This window comes from uncultured Phascolarctobacterium sp., assembly GCF_902463975.1.
Classification (GTDB): Bacteria; Bacillota; Negativicutes; order Acidaminococcales; family Acidaminococcaceae; genus Phascolarctobacterium_A.
Genome location: NZ_CABQHJ010000036.1, coordinates 14280 through 28546, shown reverse-complemented (window position 1 = coordinate 28546; position 14267 = coordinate 14280). Strand labels below are relative to the sequence as shown.

Below are 14267 nucleotides of genomic sequence, written 5' to 3'. Positions count from 1 at the left end.
TATGCTTATGGAAGCTCGTTTGTTGGACGAACGGCGCGAAGGTATTGCTGAAGGCGAAGCTATAGGCATGGCTAAAGGTGAAGCTATGGGCGTAACAAATGCCAACATTGCTACTGCTAAACGCATGCTGTCTAAGGGCTGCTATTCTCTGCAGGATATTGCGGAGCTGACAAATTTGTCTCTCGCTGATGTGGAAAAGCTGAAGGAAGAAGCTTAACCACTCTAACACTGATTTCACCAAGCAGATTGACGATGAAATCAGTTACTTAAAACTTGATACGAACTCTAAACAGTAAAGGCGTTCTACCGTACTTAAGTAGAACGCCTTTACTGTATTTTGCTTGCTATGCGAAGTGCAGTCGCTACCGGCAAAGCATTTGCTTTGCCTTCCGCTCCCCTGCGTGCATTGCCAGTCTAACGTAATTATATACAATCGGCAGAACGCTCCGCTACATGCGCCTGCATCAGAAGTTCAGCAGCGGTACTATCTCCGTATCCACAACATTTTTGATATTCTGACGGGCGTTGATAAGATATTTCAGCTTGATGCCACCGGCAGGATTTTTTGCTTTATAGGCTTAAAAAAAGGAAGATAGAAAAAAGAAGATTCACTTTACTAATGGCAAAAAAATGCCCAAATGTCAGACAAGGGAAAAATCGATTTTGTGAACTTTTTGAAAAGTATTTTTTCTTGTCTGACAAATGCGATAAAAAAAAGCCATTAGTATCTAAAGACACCAAACCAATACACCAGCGCCAACACATCACAGACGCCCCTCAAATCCTCACGCCCCACCGCCTCCAAAAAACAAAATGCCCCCACGCGAACGCGCAGAGGCATTATTGCTTCAAGTTGTCAGGTTAATATAAATTAAGCGGCTATTATTTCTTTTCGATGAGCTTCAGCGGAGCAGAAATCTTAGCTTCTACTTTTTCGCCTTTAGCAGCCTTAACAGCTACTTCCAGACCTTGCTGGCCCATGATTTCCGGCTGTTGAGCGATAGTAGCGCTCATAGCGCCGCTTTCTACAGCCTTTACGCCGTCAGCTGTACCGTCAAAGCCAACGATGAAGATTTGCTTGCCGGCACTCTTAGCAGCTTCGATTGCACCCAAAGCCATTTCGTCGTTCTGAGCGAAAATAGCTTTGATGTCCGGGTTAGCCTGCAGCATGTTTTCTGCTACAGTCAGGCCCTTGCTGCGGTCAAATTCAGCAGTCTGTTTAGCAACAACGGTCAGCTTGCTGTCAGCCAGCTTGTGGAAGCCTTCGCCGCGTTCACGGGAAGCGCTGGCACCGGGGATACCCTCCAGCTCAGCAACCTTAACCTTTTCGCCCAGCTTTTTGATAATGTAATCAGCAGCCATTTCGCCGCCCTTTACGTTATCGGAAGCAACCAGGCATGCTACATCGCCCTGGTTAGCGCTGCGGTCAAGGCAGATAACAGGGATATTAGCCTTGTTGGCAGCCTTTACGGATGTAGAAATTGCATCAGAGTCAACAGGGTTAACCAGCAGAACGCTGATGTTTTGCTGCAGCAGGTCAGCAATATCATTAGCCTGCTTTGCAGGATCGTTCTGAGCGTCAACAACCTTTACGGTTACGCCCAGCTCCTTAGCCTTAGCTTCTACGCCTTTAGCCAGAGAAACGAAGAACGGATTGTTTTGAGTGGATACGGAGAAGCCAACGGTGATTTTCTTGTCGTTGCCTTTTGCAGCATCCTTCTTGTCGCTGCCGCCGCAGCCGACAATCATCATAGCCATTGCTACAATGCAGGTTAATACCAATAAAATTTTTTTCATGTGAGAAAATACCTCCCGGAATTAGAAATTACTATGCGAACAAAAACTTGCATTAAGCAGGCTGCGGCTGAAAAGCACCGAACGGTGCTTTACGTCCGCATCACGCTTAGTTTTTCTTTCTGTCCATCAGCACAGCCAGCAAAATTACAATACCTTTGACAACTTGTTGGTAAAAGCTGGATACGTTTAAGATATTCAGACCATTGTTCAGCGTACCGATAATCAGCGCACCGATAATGGTACCGAAGATGCGGCCCTTACCGCCGGAAAGACTGGTGCCACCCAATACTACAGCTGCGATAGCATCCAGCTCATAGCCGGTGCCGGCAGTAGGCTGAGCACTGTTCAGACGGCTGGTAAGGATTGCGCCTGCCATACCGCAAAGGAAACCTGTTACGGTATAAGCAAATATTTTAATGCGGTTTATTTTGATACCTGCAATGAAGGAAACCTTCTCATTACCGCCGACAGCATAGGTTTTGCGTCCCAGCGGAGTTTTGTGCAGAATGAACCACAAAATGAAAAACATAATCAGCATCATAATGGCAGGACCCGGCAGACCAGCAACATAGCCCTGGCCGAATTCAAGGAAGCGGTCATCCTCAGACAGGCTGCTGATAGGGTTGCCGTTGGTATATACCAAGGTCAGACCACGGAAAATGGTCATGGTCGCCAGGGTTGCGATAAAGGGCGCCACCTTGCCGTAGGTAATTACCAGGCCGTTGACACTGCCCAGTACAGCACCGATGAGGCAGGCCAGCACGATACCGAATACAGGATCCATACCGCCCTTGATAAAGCTGCCCATGAGTGCACTGGAAAGCGCCAGAATACTGCCGACGGACAAATCAATACCGCCGGTTAAGATAACAAAGGTCATGCCAAAGGAAATTAAGGCATTGATAGAAACCTGACGCAGCAGGTTTTTCAGGTTGCTGGGGTCGATAAAGCTGCTGTTGAGGCAGGAAATAACCACAAACAACACAACAAGTCCGATTATGGAACCGGATTTTTTCAAGATTGCTTTTACATCCATTATTTTTATTGCCCTCCCGTTGCAAGTGTCATAATTTTTTCCTGGTCTGCTTCATCATGCAGCAGCTCGCCGGCAATGCGGCCTTCGTGGACAACGACGATGCGGTCGCTCATGCCCAATACCTCCGGCAGCTCCGAGGAAACCATAATAATCGAAACACCACTTGCAGTAAGCTCGTTCATCAGCTCATATATATCGCGTTTTGCACCTACGTCGATACCACGGGTAGGCTCATCCATAATAATGACCTCCGGGTGCATGCCAACCCATTTGGCAATAACCACCTTCTGCTGGTTACCGCCGGACAACGCACCGGCCTCAAGGTCCAGGCTGCTGGTCTTTACGCCCAGCTTTTTTGCCATTTTATCAGCAAAATTATTAAGAACATTAAAATTGATGACACCGCTTTTGGCAAAGCTGTCAACACTTGGCAAAGCAATGTTGCGCAAAATGGAGAAGTCCAGAATAAGGCCTTCTGTTTTGCGGTTTTCGGTTACGAAGCCCATACCCGCCTTAATAGCATCCTCAGGCTTGGTAATCTTCAAAGGCTCGCCCTTGAAAACCAGCTCGCCGCCTGCATGAGGATCTACGCCGAAAACAGCGCGCATGATTTCGGTACGGCCGCTGCCCATAAGGCCGGCAAAGCCCAAAATCTCGCCCTTGCGCAGGTTAAAGTTAATATCATGAAAAACACCCGGCTGCTCAAAGTTTTTGACCTCCAGCAACACCTCGCCCGGCTTATTGCGGCGGTCGGGATAAAATTCCGTAATGGAGCGTCCAACCATATCGCGGACAATCTGCTCCATGCTGTATTCCTTGACAGGTTTGGTTGCCACAGATACGCCGTCACGCATAACGGTAATCGTGTCGCAGTTCTGCGTAACCTCTTCCATACGGTGCGAAATATAAACCATTGCTACACCGCGTTTTTTCAGCGAGCGCATAACCTCAAAGAGCTTTTCTGTTTCTCTTTCGGTCAGCGCCGCCGTAGGCTCGTCCATAATAACAACCTTGGCATCCAGCAGAAGGTTACGGACGATTTCCGTCATCTGCTGCTGTCCTACCGAGCATTCGCCGGCTTCCATATCCAGTGGCAGCTCAATTTCAATTTCACGGCATTTCTGCTCTGCCATAGCACGCATAGCCTTAAAATCCAGGATACCCATGCCATTGGTTACGCTGTGCATCAAAAACAGGTTTTCCAGAATGCTCAGGTTCGGCCAGATATTCAGCTCCTGATGGATGAAGGCGATGCCGTAAGCTTCTGCCTCCAGAGGATTTTTGAAGCTGATTTCCTTGCCGTCGACAAAAATCTGCCCCTTATCCTGCTTGTGAATACCAGTCAGGATATTCATCAGTGTTGATTTGCCGGCACCGTTTTCACCCATCAGGGCGTGTACCTCACCGCTTTTAAGCTTCAGGTCAACACCCTTGAGCACCTCATTAGAACCAAAGGCCTTATGGATATTTCTTAATTCAATCTCCATACTTTTCCTTATTCCTACCTTACGCTAATTTTTAAAAGAAAACATTGCTGTGCAGAATCACATTGGCAAAAGGAGTAATTTCGCCGGTGCGGATAATGCATTTTGCATGCTTGGTTGCCTCCTTGAAGGCTTCGTGGTCTGCATCGATAATCCACTGCTCTTCAGTGAAAAGCTGCTTCATAGCGCCGTAGACAGCAGGATTTCTGCCTTCCATTTCCGCTGCAATTTCTACCTTTTCGATAACCATATTCTTGGCTACTTCCTCAACAACCTCCAGGAAGGAAGGAGTTCCCGGCTTCAGAGCCAGGTCGATTTTCTGCACGCCTGCAGGCACAGGCAGACCGCAGTCACCGATAACGATAGTGTCGGTGTGGCCCAAATCAGCCAGCACCTTCGCAATAGAGCTGTTTAACATTCCACCCTTTTGCATTACTTAAGCATCTCCTCTACTTCATGTAAATAAGGCATACCGCCCTGTGCTCCCAGCTTTTGCACCGAAAGAGCTGCGGCAGCATTGGCAAAGCTGATGCTTTCCTGCATGGATTTGCCATTTGCACGGGCAACGGCAAAGGCACCGTTAAAGGTGTCGCCTGCACCCGTAGTATCAACCGGCTTTACCTTAAAGCCGGGAACAGTAATAACCTGGCCCTTTTCCGCATAGGCAACACCCTTGCTGCCCAACGTCATAATTACCTTGCCCTGGTTCTGGTCAAGGATATCCGCCTTGCCCTTACCGGCAAACAGTGTTGCTGCCTCGTGCTCGTTGGGAGTCAGGTAAGTAATCTTATCCAGCAGAGCCTGCGGCACCGGAGCAACAGGTGCGGGGTTCAGCAGCACAGGTACACCGTGCGCTGCGCATTTTTCAATAACATAGGCATTGGTAGCGGCAGGAATTTCGTGCTGCAGAAGCACCATGTCTGCCTTGCTGATATCCTCCCACGCTTCATCAATCAGCGACGGGGATACCAGGTCATTGGCAGCCTTGATAACGATAATCGTGTTATCGTCCTCCGCTACGGTAATGTGCGCAGTACCGCTGTTTTCACCCGGCAGCACCTTCACATAGGTGGAATCAACATTGTTTTCCTTCAAAGCCTTCAGCACCAGCTGACCATATACGTCATCACCGATACAGCCAACCATCATAACATCTGCCCCCAGGCGGGCAGCAGCAACAGCCTGGTTGGCACCCTTGCCGCCGGGAGAAACGGTCAGGCGGTTGCCGAAAATAGTTTCTCCGGGGTGCACCCAGCGGTCACATTCCACGGTAATATCAATATTACAGCTACCTACTACGACAATCTTTGACATATTTATAACCTCCTGTCTTCAGGATTATTACAGCAGCGTACTTTCTGCTATCACAGTATGCAGCTGCTGTCTTTATTCAGATTATTTTTTGTAATAACAAAGCATATTGGCCGGCAATCAGATTTGGCTGCAACAAATCCTTGAGCAACTTTATCTGCTTGCGGCTCGTTTTGGGCATGGTCTGCTGCCAATAGGTTATGACTAGCTGCAGCAGTCGCAGCAGCTCCTCCCTGGCGTTCTTGTCTTCAGCCGTAAGCTGCCACCAAAAGCTGTACCATTGGCGGAAGATGTCAGCATCGTCCAGCATCGCTGAACGCGATACATTGGCTGTTACATCGCGCAGGTGACGCAAAAGCAGCTGCAAAAGCGCTGTCTGCTGCTTGCGCAGAACACGCCGCAGCAGCAAACGATACAAAAGCGTCAGCTCCTTGTACATCCTGCAGGCCTTGTCAAAGCCATCCCAGCGTGCGTACACGACGAAATGCAGCTGCAGCTGCTGCAGACTCCAGGAATACAATTGCAGGTCATCCTGCTTTAACAGCCAGCGCCCGGCCTCACGCAGCAGGAACGCTGTCTCCTCGCGCCACCGTCTGCGTGCCATACGCGCCGCCAAACTGAGCCATTCGCCCATAAATTCCTGCAGCATTGCAGTATCGCCGGCGTGTGTCCGCAGCCAGCGCCGCGCCAGCAGCGCGAGCGCGGTGCGCTCCTCGCTCAAACGCCTGTCACACACAGCAAAGGCCAGCTGCAGCAAAACGCTGCCGCCCTGATGCGCCAGCTGCGGATTGAACAGCAGCTGCTCCAGACGCTGCCTGCTTGCCTGCATCCAAGCCGTAAAAAGCTGCCGTTGCCGGTGGCGTAAGGCCACCAGCAGACAGCAGCTGATTGCTTGTAATGCTTCGTTATCTGCTGCTTCAGCAATAATACCCGAAAAAGCTGTGCAGGCGTTTTCTTCTCTGCCCTCGCGCAGAGCAATACATGTTTCTAAAATAAGTTCTGTTACCATATTTCTACAGGTTAATATCGCCTTCGTAGACGTCACCGGAAACAGGATCCACCGTTACCAGCAGGCCGTCGGCCAGCTTGGAGGTTGCCTTTTCCGCGCCTACGATAACAGGCAGGCCGCAGGTTACAGCAACAATGGCGGTGGAGGATGTCAGGCCGCCCTCTTCAGCGATAATCGCTGCTGCCTTGGCAGCAGCCTGCGGTACAAACTCGTCATTCAGCACATCAACCACAAGGACATCGCCCTTCTGCAGCTTCTCCTTAAAATCTGCTGCAGTGCGGCCTACGCAGATGCGTCCGGTGACAGTCTTGCAGCCGATACCGGTGCCGCTAAGCAGCTTTGTACCCACTGTAACCACCTTAATCAGATTAGTGCTGCCCGGAGTACCGATAGGTACACCGGCAGTTATAACAACAGATGCGCCGTCCTTGATTACGGAGTGATGCAAAGCACACTGCAAAGACAGCTCAATCATTTCATCAGTATTTGTAGAGTATGGTCCCAAAAGCGGCAACACACCCCAATAAAGCTGCATAGCACGCACGCGCTCAGGCAGGCGTGATACAGCAACAACAGTACATTGAGGCTTATATTTGGCAATCATGCGCGCCGTAAAGCCTGATTCCGTAATCGTAAGAATAGTATCGGCCTTTATTTCCTGGGAAATCTGTACGGTAGCATGGCTGATAGCGTCGGTAGAATGGATGCGCTCGCTGATGCCCTTCTTTTGGAAGATATGCACATAATCAAGTGCATTTTCCGTGCGCACAGCAATCTTGGCCATCGTCTGCACCGCCTCCAGCGGATACTTGCCACTGGCAGTTTCGCCGCTCAGCATAATAACGTCGCTGCCGTCAAAAATAGAGTTGGCAACGTCGCTGGCCTCGGCACGCGTTGCACGGTAGCTGTTAATCATGCTCTCCAGCATCTGCGTAGCGGTAATAACAGGCTTGCCTGCCTTATTGCAGCGTGCGATGATATCCTTCTGTACCAGCGGCACATCCTCGGTCGGAATCTCTACGCCCAGGTCGCCTCTGGCAACCATAATGCCGTCAGATACGCCGATAATCTCATCGATATGCTGCACACCGGCTTCGTTTTCGATTTTGGAGATAATCCCGATAGAAGAGCCTGCTTCCTCGAGCACCTTACGGATAGCGATAACATCATCGGCCTTTTGTACAAATGATGCCGCAATATAATCCATATCATGCTCAACAGCAAAAAGAATATCTGCCCTGTCCTGCTCCGACAAGAACGGTAGCTTCAGCTCAATGCCGGGGCAAGCCACGCGCTTACGTGAGCTCAGCTCGCCGCCGTTAACTACCTTGGTATAAATTCTGCAGCCGTCAATGCGTACAACCTTTAAGGAAAGCAGTCCGTCGGCCAGCAGAATATTGCTGCCGACTTCTACCTCCTGCGGCAGGCCTACATAATTGACGTGTGCCATATGGCGGTCGCCCAGGTATTCTTCCGTAGTCAGACAAAAATCATCGCCCTCGTTCAGCTGGACTTTGCTTTCGGCAAACATGCCCAAACGCATTTCCGGGCCCTTGGTATCGGCAATCGTAGCGATTACCTTACCTGCCTCTTCTGCTGCCTGGCGCACCAGCTGCAGCCTTTTGCCATGATCCTCATGGTTGCCATGGGAAAAGTTAAAGCGTGCCAGATCCATGCCTTCCAGCATCATCTTACGTAAAAGCTCGACATTGTCAGTGCTTGGACCGACTGTACAGATAATCTTCGTCTTCTTCATCAGGACCGCGCCTCCTCAGTACTGAAACTTATTCTCGCACAAAACCTCATAGGCATCCTCTGCCTCCGAAACCGGCAGGCAGATTTCATAAGCCTTATTATGCTTGCATCCGGAACTTTTAAGCTGTACCAGGAAGCCGTTTTCCGTAAGCAACTGTTTTATTTTATTGGCTTGTTCCTCAGTGTGGGCAATATAAATTGTTTTCCACATACTAGAATGCCTCCCGTAAACCAGGTCTAAGATTATGCCTTGTAAGCTTTGATTTTTTCAATCAGCTTCGGCAGAATTACGTTAACATCACCTACGATGCCATAATGAGCAACGGTGAAAATCGGTGCTTCTGCGTCCTTGTTGATAGCGATGATGATATCGCTGTCCTTCATGCCGGACAGATGCTGGATAGCACCGCTGATGCCGCAGGCAAAGTAGATATGCGGAGTAACAGATTTACCGGATTGGCCAACCTGTTGAGAGTGAGTCAGCCAGCCCTCGTCAATAGCGGCACGGGTGCCTGCTACTGCGGAATTTTCAAAGAGAGCTGCCAGCTGCTCGAGCACATCAAAGTTTTCTTTGCTGCCAAAGCCACGGCCGCCTGCTGCAATCATGTCAGCTTCATCAATCTTAACAGCGTTTTCGCTGCTCAGAGCTTCCTTTTTAACCAGCTCAACGCGGCTTACAGCGCCTGCTTCCGGAGTGAAGGCAATAACCTCACCGGTGCGGGTGTTGTCCATTTCTGCCGGTTTGAACACTTTAGGACGTACAGTACCCATTTGCGGACGGTTAACGTCGCAGATGATGGTAGCACAAATGTTGCCGCCCAGTGCAGGACGAGTCCAGGCAACAAGCTTGTCATCGGTTACATCAAGAGCGGTGCAGTCAGCGCACAGGCCGGTATGCAGACGTGCTGCAACACGCGGAGCCAGGTCACGGCCGTCATCGGTAGCACCGAACATAATGGAAGCCGGATCATATTTCTTGGACAATTGGCAGATAGCATCGGTATATAACTCGGTGTCATAATCTGCGTACTTAGCATCCTCAATAACATAAACAACGTCAGCACCGGCAGCAATCAGCTGCTGCGGCAACTCGCCTGCAGCAGCGGTCACCAGTACCGCACAGCATTTTTCCTCCAGCTTGGCACACAGCTCTTTGGCAGCGCCCAACAGCTCAAAGGTAACATTCATCAGCTGACCATTTTCCTGTTCAGCAATAACCCACATATTTACACACTCCTATTCGTTATCTTCAGTATTGTCAGTTTCGGCAATAGCTATGGCCTCCATGGGACATTCGCGGATGCAGGCACCGCAGCAGACACACTGCTGCATATTAATCTGCGCCCTGCCCTCGCGTAGCGCAATAGCCCCCATCGGGCAGACTGCCACACATTCCTCACAGCCACAGCAAAGCTGCCTGTTTACTTTTATCAGCATGGTTCACCTTAGCGGGTAATAACCTCTGCCTTAACCAGCTTTTCAAACAGCATATCTACTGCTGCATCAGCATCTGCTTCGGTAATGATTTCGCCATTGATTTCAGGCGGAGTCGGGGTGAAGGCCTTTTTAACCTTAGTCGGAGAGCCCTTCAGGCCTACGGTTGCCGGATCAATATCCAGGTCAGCAACGGTCAGAGTAGGAATCTGTGCCTTACGAGCTTTCATTTTGCCCTTAATGCTGGCAAAACGCGGCTCTTTTTCGGATTTGGTTACGGTAACCAGCAGCGGTGCTGCACAAGCCAAGGTCATCTGATAATTTTCGTTTTCGCGGACAACAACAAATTTGCCGTCGGCAAAGTTCAGGCTCAGAGCGCCGGTAATTTGAGGAATTCCCAGATGCTCAGCCATTTCCGGACCAACCTGTGCGGTATCGCCATCTACTGCCTGCTTGCCGCAGAGCACGAGGTCGAACTCACCCAGATGTTTTACAGCAGCAGCCAGAGCCAGGCTGGTTGCCAGAGTATCGCTGCCGCCCAGAACGCGGTCGCTCAGCAGAACGCCGTCATCAGCGCCCATAGCGATTGCTTCCTTCAGAATATCGGTTGCCTGGGGCAGGCCCATGGTCAGTACAGTTACCTTAGCGCCTTCCTTGTCCTTCAGGCACAGTGCTACCTCCAATGCCTGACGGTCATATGGGTTCATAATATTTTCTACACCCGTACGGTCTAAGGTATTGGTTTCGCGGTTAAATTTTACTTTTGCCGTATCCGGCACTTGTTTTAAACAAACGAGAATATTCATTTGCTGCCTCCTTAAGCTTATTACAGGAGCTGCTGCTCCGGCTTTTTTACATTCTTCTTTTTATTTTAGCATTTTTGCACTTAAACTTGCAAGTATATCATGAAAGTTTATGAAAAATAGCTCAATCAATTATACTCAGTTCCGCTTTACTACGCAGTTATCGCCCAAAATTTTGACAACATCTTCGGCAAAGCCCGGTGCTTCACTGTTCACCCAAAAGTTAGGCGTAGTCTTGATCAGCTTACGCGAGCCCATCAGCTGCAGGTATACGCAGTCATCACCCTTATATTTCTGGAACAGCTGCATCAGCTCACGCTGGATCAGCGGATTTTCCAGATGCGCTTCAATGCGCAGGCAGATTTCTGTCGGCGGCTTAGAGGGCAGCACACGCACGCTGTTGGCAATAATCTTACTTTCGCGCTCGTCTACACTGAAGCGTCCTTCAATTGCTACCACACTGTCCTCGTAAATATCCTTGACACTATTGCGGTAGGCCTGCGGGAAGACAATTATCGGGAAGCGTCCGCTGAAATCCTCCAGCGTCAGCACAGCCATCGTATCTCCGCGCTTAGTTGTTTTGATAGTGCAGTTGGTAATAATGCCTGCCACCCGCACGAACTGTCCGTCTGCGACCTGGGTATCCCCACCAAACTGGTGCAGCGGCATAAAACGCTCCAGCATCTTTTTATAATCGCTCAGCGGATGGTCGGTAACGTAAAAGCCGATGATTTCCTTTTCATATTGCAGAATAAGCTGCTTGGGAAATTCATCCAGCTGCGGCAGCCTGATTTCGCTTGCGCCAAAATCCTGCACATCACCGAAAAGTCCCAGTTGGCCATTGGCCCTGTCTCTTTGGCAGGCAGCACCCAAATCAACCGCCTGTTCTAAAATAGCTAGCAGCTGCGAGCGTCTGGCACCAAAGGAATCCATGGCACCGCATTTTATCATATTTTCAATAACACGCTTGTTGACCACACGCATATTCACGCGGCAGCAGAAATCAACCAGGCTTTCGAAAGGCCCGCCTTCATTACGGGCGCTGATAATAGCCTCTACAGCAGTATCGCCGGTATTTTTGATGCCTGCCAGACCGAAGCGAATGGATGCATTCTGGTGTACTGTAAAGTTGTGACCGCTTTCGTTGACATCCGGCGGCAGGATTTTGATGTTATCATTGCGACAGACGTTAATATACCAGCTCACCTTATCAGCATCACCGATAATACTGTTGAGGAAGGCCGCATAGAACTGCGGACGCCAGTGTGCCTTCAGATAAGCAGTTTCATAGGCTACCAGCGCATAGGCAACGGAGTGCGATTTGTTGAAGCCATAGCCGGCAAAGTGCTGCAGAAGCGAAAAAATCTGGTCGCTCAGCTCTTCCGGGATATTATGCAGCTTTTTGGCACCGTCGATGAAGGACTGGCGCATGGAATCCAGCTCCTTGGCCTTCTTCTTACCCATCGCGCGACGCAGGATATCTGCCTGACCAAGCGTAAAGCCTGCCAGCGCAGATGTTATCTGCATAACCTGCTCCTGATACAGAATAACGCCGTAGGTATCCTTCAAAATTGGCTCCATCAGCGGATGCAGCACCTTCGCCGTGCGCTGCCCATGACGACCGGCGATAAAATCCTCTGCCATACCGGTACCAAGAGGACCGGGACGGTACAGTGCTACCAGCGGAATCAAATCCTCAAAGCTTTCCGGCGCCAGGTCCACAACCAGCTTGGTAATGCCAGCCGACTCCAGCTGGAAGACGCAGGAGGTTTCACCGCGTCGCAGCATAGCGCAGGTCGCCTCATCTGCTAGCGGAATGTTATCGATGTCAATCTCTTCACCCGTAGTTTCGCGGATAAAGCGAATACAATCACCGATAACTGTCAGTGTGCGCAGGCCCAGAAAGTCCATCTTCAGCAGGCCCAGCTCTTCTACCTTATTCTTATCGTACTGGGTGATGACGCCACCCTCACTGCCCTGCTGCAGCGGTACGTAGTTTTTCATATTATGCGGTGCGATAATAACACCGGCGGCATGTGTGCCTGCGTTACGCGGCAGGCCCTCAACGCTTTGCGCAAGGTCAATCAGCTTTTTGACCTCCGGACGCGTGTCGTACGCATTACGGAAGTCCTTGCTGCCGTTCAGTGCCTTCTCCAGCGTAATGCCAACCTCGCGCGGAATCAGCTTGGCAATTTCATCAACTGCACTGTAGCTCATGCCCAACGCCTTGCCCACGTCGCGCACTGCCGCGCGCGCCTGCAAGGTGCCGAAGGTAATAATCTGCGCTACACGCTCCTGTCCGTAACGGTGCACCACGTAATCCAACACCTGGTTGCGCTTTACGTAGCAGAAGTCGGTATCAATATCAGGCATGCTGACGCGCTCCGGATTCAGAAAGCGTTCAAACAGCAGATGATAGCGCAAAGGCTCAATATTCGTTATGCGCAGCAGATAAGCCACGATACTGCCTGCGGCACTGCCACGTCCAGGACCTACCGGAATATCATGGCTACGGCAGTAGTTGATAAAATCCCAAACAATCAAGAAGTAGCAGGCGTAGCCCATGGTGTTGATGATATCCAGCTCAAAGTCCAGACGCTTGCGCACCTTCTCATCAACAACCTCATAGCGCTTAGGCAAAGCCTCCTCGCACAGGTGGCGCAGATAGCTCACAGCGTCAAAGCCCTCCGGCACCGGGAACTCCGGCAGCAGCAAATGACCGAACTCCATCTTCACGTTGCAGCGGTCAGCAATTTTTGCAGTATTACTCAAAGCCTCCGGGACGTCACCGAACAGTGCCTCCATCTCATCATAGCTTTTCAGATAATAGCTGTCGTTATTGAAGCGCATACGGTCAGGCTCATCTACCGTACTCGTCGTCTGGATACACAACAGAATATCCTGCGCCGCAGCATCCTTTTGCTGCACGTAATGCAAATCGTTCGTCGCCACCAGGCCAAGACCGAACTCCTGCGCCAGCTGCTTCAGCACTGCGCTTACCTTGTGCTCTTCATCAAGGTCATGGTCCTGAATTTCCAGAAAGTAATTTTCCTTGCCGAAAATATCGATATATTCCTGAATACAGCGGCGTGCTCCCTCCAGGTTATCCTGCAGAATCATCTGCGGCACCTCACCGGCAACGCAGGCGCTGAGGCAGATAATGCCCTCGTGATAAGTACGCAGCACGTCTTTATCCACACGCGGCTTATAGTAAAAGCCCTCCAGCTGACCAATGCTGACAATTTTCATCAGGTTATGGTAGCCTGTATCGTTCTCCGCCAGCAGAATCAGATGATACATGCCACGGTTATTCTTTTCCAGATGCGATTCCTTCGCCAGATACACCTCACAGCCGATAATCGGCTTGATGCCTGCCTTGGTGCACTCCTGATAAAATTCCACTGCGCCGTACATTGCGCCGTGGTCGGTAATCGCCAGACTGTCCATGCCCAGCTCCTTGGCATAGGCCACCAGCTCAGGGATTTTTGAAGCACCGTCCAGCAGGCTGTATTCCGTATGTACATGTAAATGAGTAAAGCGTTTTGTCATCTCTTGCTCCTTAAATTAAAAGACCGCTGCCGCGTAAACCTGCGGCAAATGTATGTAAAACTATTCTAGCATTTCAGATAAACTTCCTG

The 14267-nt window shown here is 50.3% G+C and carries 12 protein-coding genes and 1 pseudogene; 1 reads left to right on the top strand and 12 read right to left on the bottom strand.

Features of this window, described 5'->3' with window-relative positions:
- Positions 1-217: pseudogene (locus RDW05_RS10240) on the top strand (hypothetical protein); the annotation flags it as partial.
- 665 nt (positions 218-882) lie between these two features.
- Here RDW05_RS10240 and rbsB read toward each other — a convergent pair.
- From rbsB to RDW05_RS10180, 12 genes are all read right to left on the bottom strand, one after another.
- Positions 883-1797 carry a ribose ABC transporter substrate-binding protein RbsB gene (gene rbsB / locus RDW05_RS10235; protein WP_009146332.1) on the bottom strand — a complete coding sequence of 305 codons (915 nt, stop codon included), beginning with the start codon at positions 1795-1797 and terminating at the stop codon, positions 883-885.
- Between the two features lie 106 nt (positions 1798-1903).
- Positions 1904-2833 carry a ribose ABC transporter permease gene (locus tag RDW05_RS10230; RefSeq protein ID WP_307978971.1) on the bottom strand — a complete coding sequence of 310 codons (930 nt, stop codon included), beginning with the start codon at positions 2831-2833 and terminating at the stop codon, positions 1904-1906.
- Between the two features lie 5 nt (positions 2834-2838).
- Positions 2839-4320: a sugar ABC transporter ATP-binding protein gene (locus tag RDW05_RS10225; RefSeq protein ID WP_307978970.1), complete on the bottom strand. Its 1482-nt coding sequence runs from the start codon at positions 4318-4320 to the stop codon at positions 2839-2841.
- A gap of 31 nt (positions 4321-4351) precedes the next feature.
- A complete protein-coding gene (gene rbsD / locus RDW05_RS10220; protein ID WP_009146329.1) occupies positions 4352-4750 on the bottom strand; it encodes a D-ribose pyranase in 399 nt (132 codons plus the stop codon).
- The gene (gene rbsK / locus RDW05_RS10215) at positions 4750-5631 is read right to left on the bottom strand and encodes a ribokinase (protein WP_009146328.1); all 882 of its coding nucleotides are present in this window, start codon (positions 5629-5631) and stop codon (positions 4750-4752) included. The genes rbsD and rbsK overlap by 1 nt, the downstream gene beginning before the upstream one ends.
- Before the next feature lie 76 nt (positions 5632-5707).
- Positions 5708-6637 carry a hypothetical protein gene (locus RDW05_RS10210; protein WP_307978968.1) on the bottom strand — a complete coding sequence of 310 codons (930 nt, stop codon included), beginning with the start codon at positions 6635-6637 and terminating at the stop codon, positions 5708-5710.
- A gap of 4 nt (positions 6638-6641) precedes the next feature.
- Positions 6642-8393, bottom strand: coding sequence for a pyruvate kinase (gene pyk / locus RDW05_RS10205; RefSeq protein ID WP_307978967.1), 1752 nt, complete (start codon positions 8391-8393; stop codon positions 6642-6644).
- 15 nt (positions 8394-8408) lie between these two features.
- Positions 8409-8603: a hypothetical protein gene (locus tag RDW05_RS10200; RefSeq protein ID WP_307978966.1), complete on the bottom strand. Its 195-nt coding sequence runs from the start codon at positions 8601-8603 to the stop codon at positions 8409-8411.
- A gap of 32 nt (positions 8604-8635) precedes the next feature.
- On the bottom strand, positions 8636-9616 hold the full coding sequence (locus tag RDW05_RS10195; RefSeq protein ID WP_307978965.1) for an electron transfer flavoprotein subunit alpha/FixB family protein: 981 nt from the start codon (positions 9614-9616) through the stop codon (positions 8636-8638).
- 12 nt (positions 9617-9628) lie between these two features.
- A complete protein-coding gene (locus RDW05_RS10190) occupies positions 9629-9829 on the bottom strand; it encodes a 4Fe-4S dicluster domain-containing protein (protein WP_307978964.1) in 201 nt (66 codons plus the stop codon).
- Positions 9830-9837: 8 nt separating this feature from the next.
- Positions 9838-10632 (bottom strand): electron transfer flavoprotein subunit beta/FixA family protein, encoded by a 795-nt coding sequence (locus tag RDW05_RS10185; protein ID WP_304280008.1) that lies wholly within the window; start codon positions 10630-10632, stop codon positions 9838-9840.
- A 135-nt stretch (positions 10633-10767) separates the two neighbouring features.
- A complete protein-coding gene (locus RDW05_RS10180; protein ID WP_307978962.1) occupies positions 10768-14178 on the bottom strand; it encodes a DNA polymerase III subunit alpha in 3411 nt (1136 codons plus the stop codon).
- Positions 14179-14267: the final 89 nt, after the last annotated feature.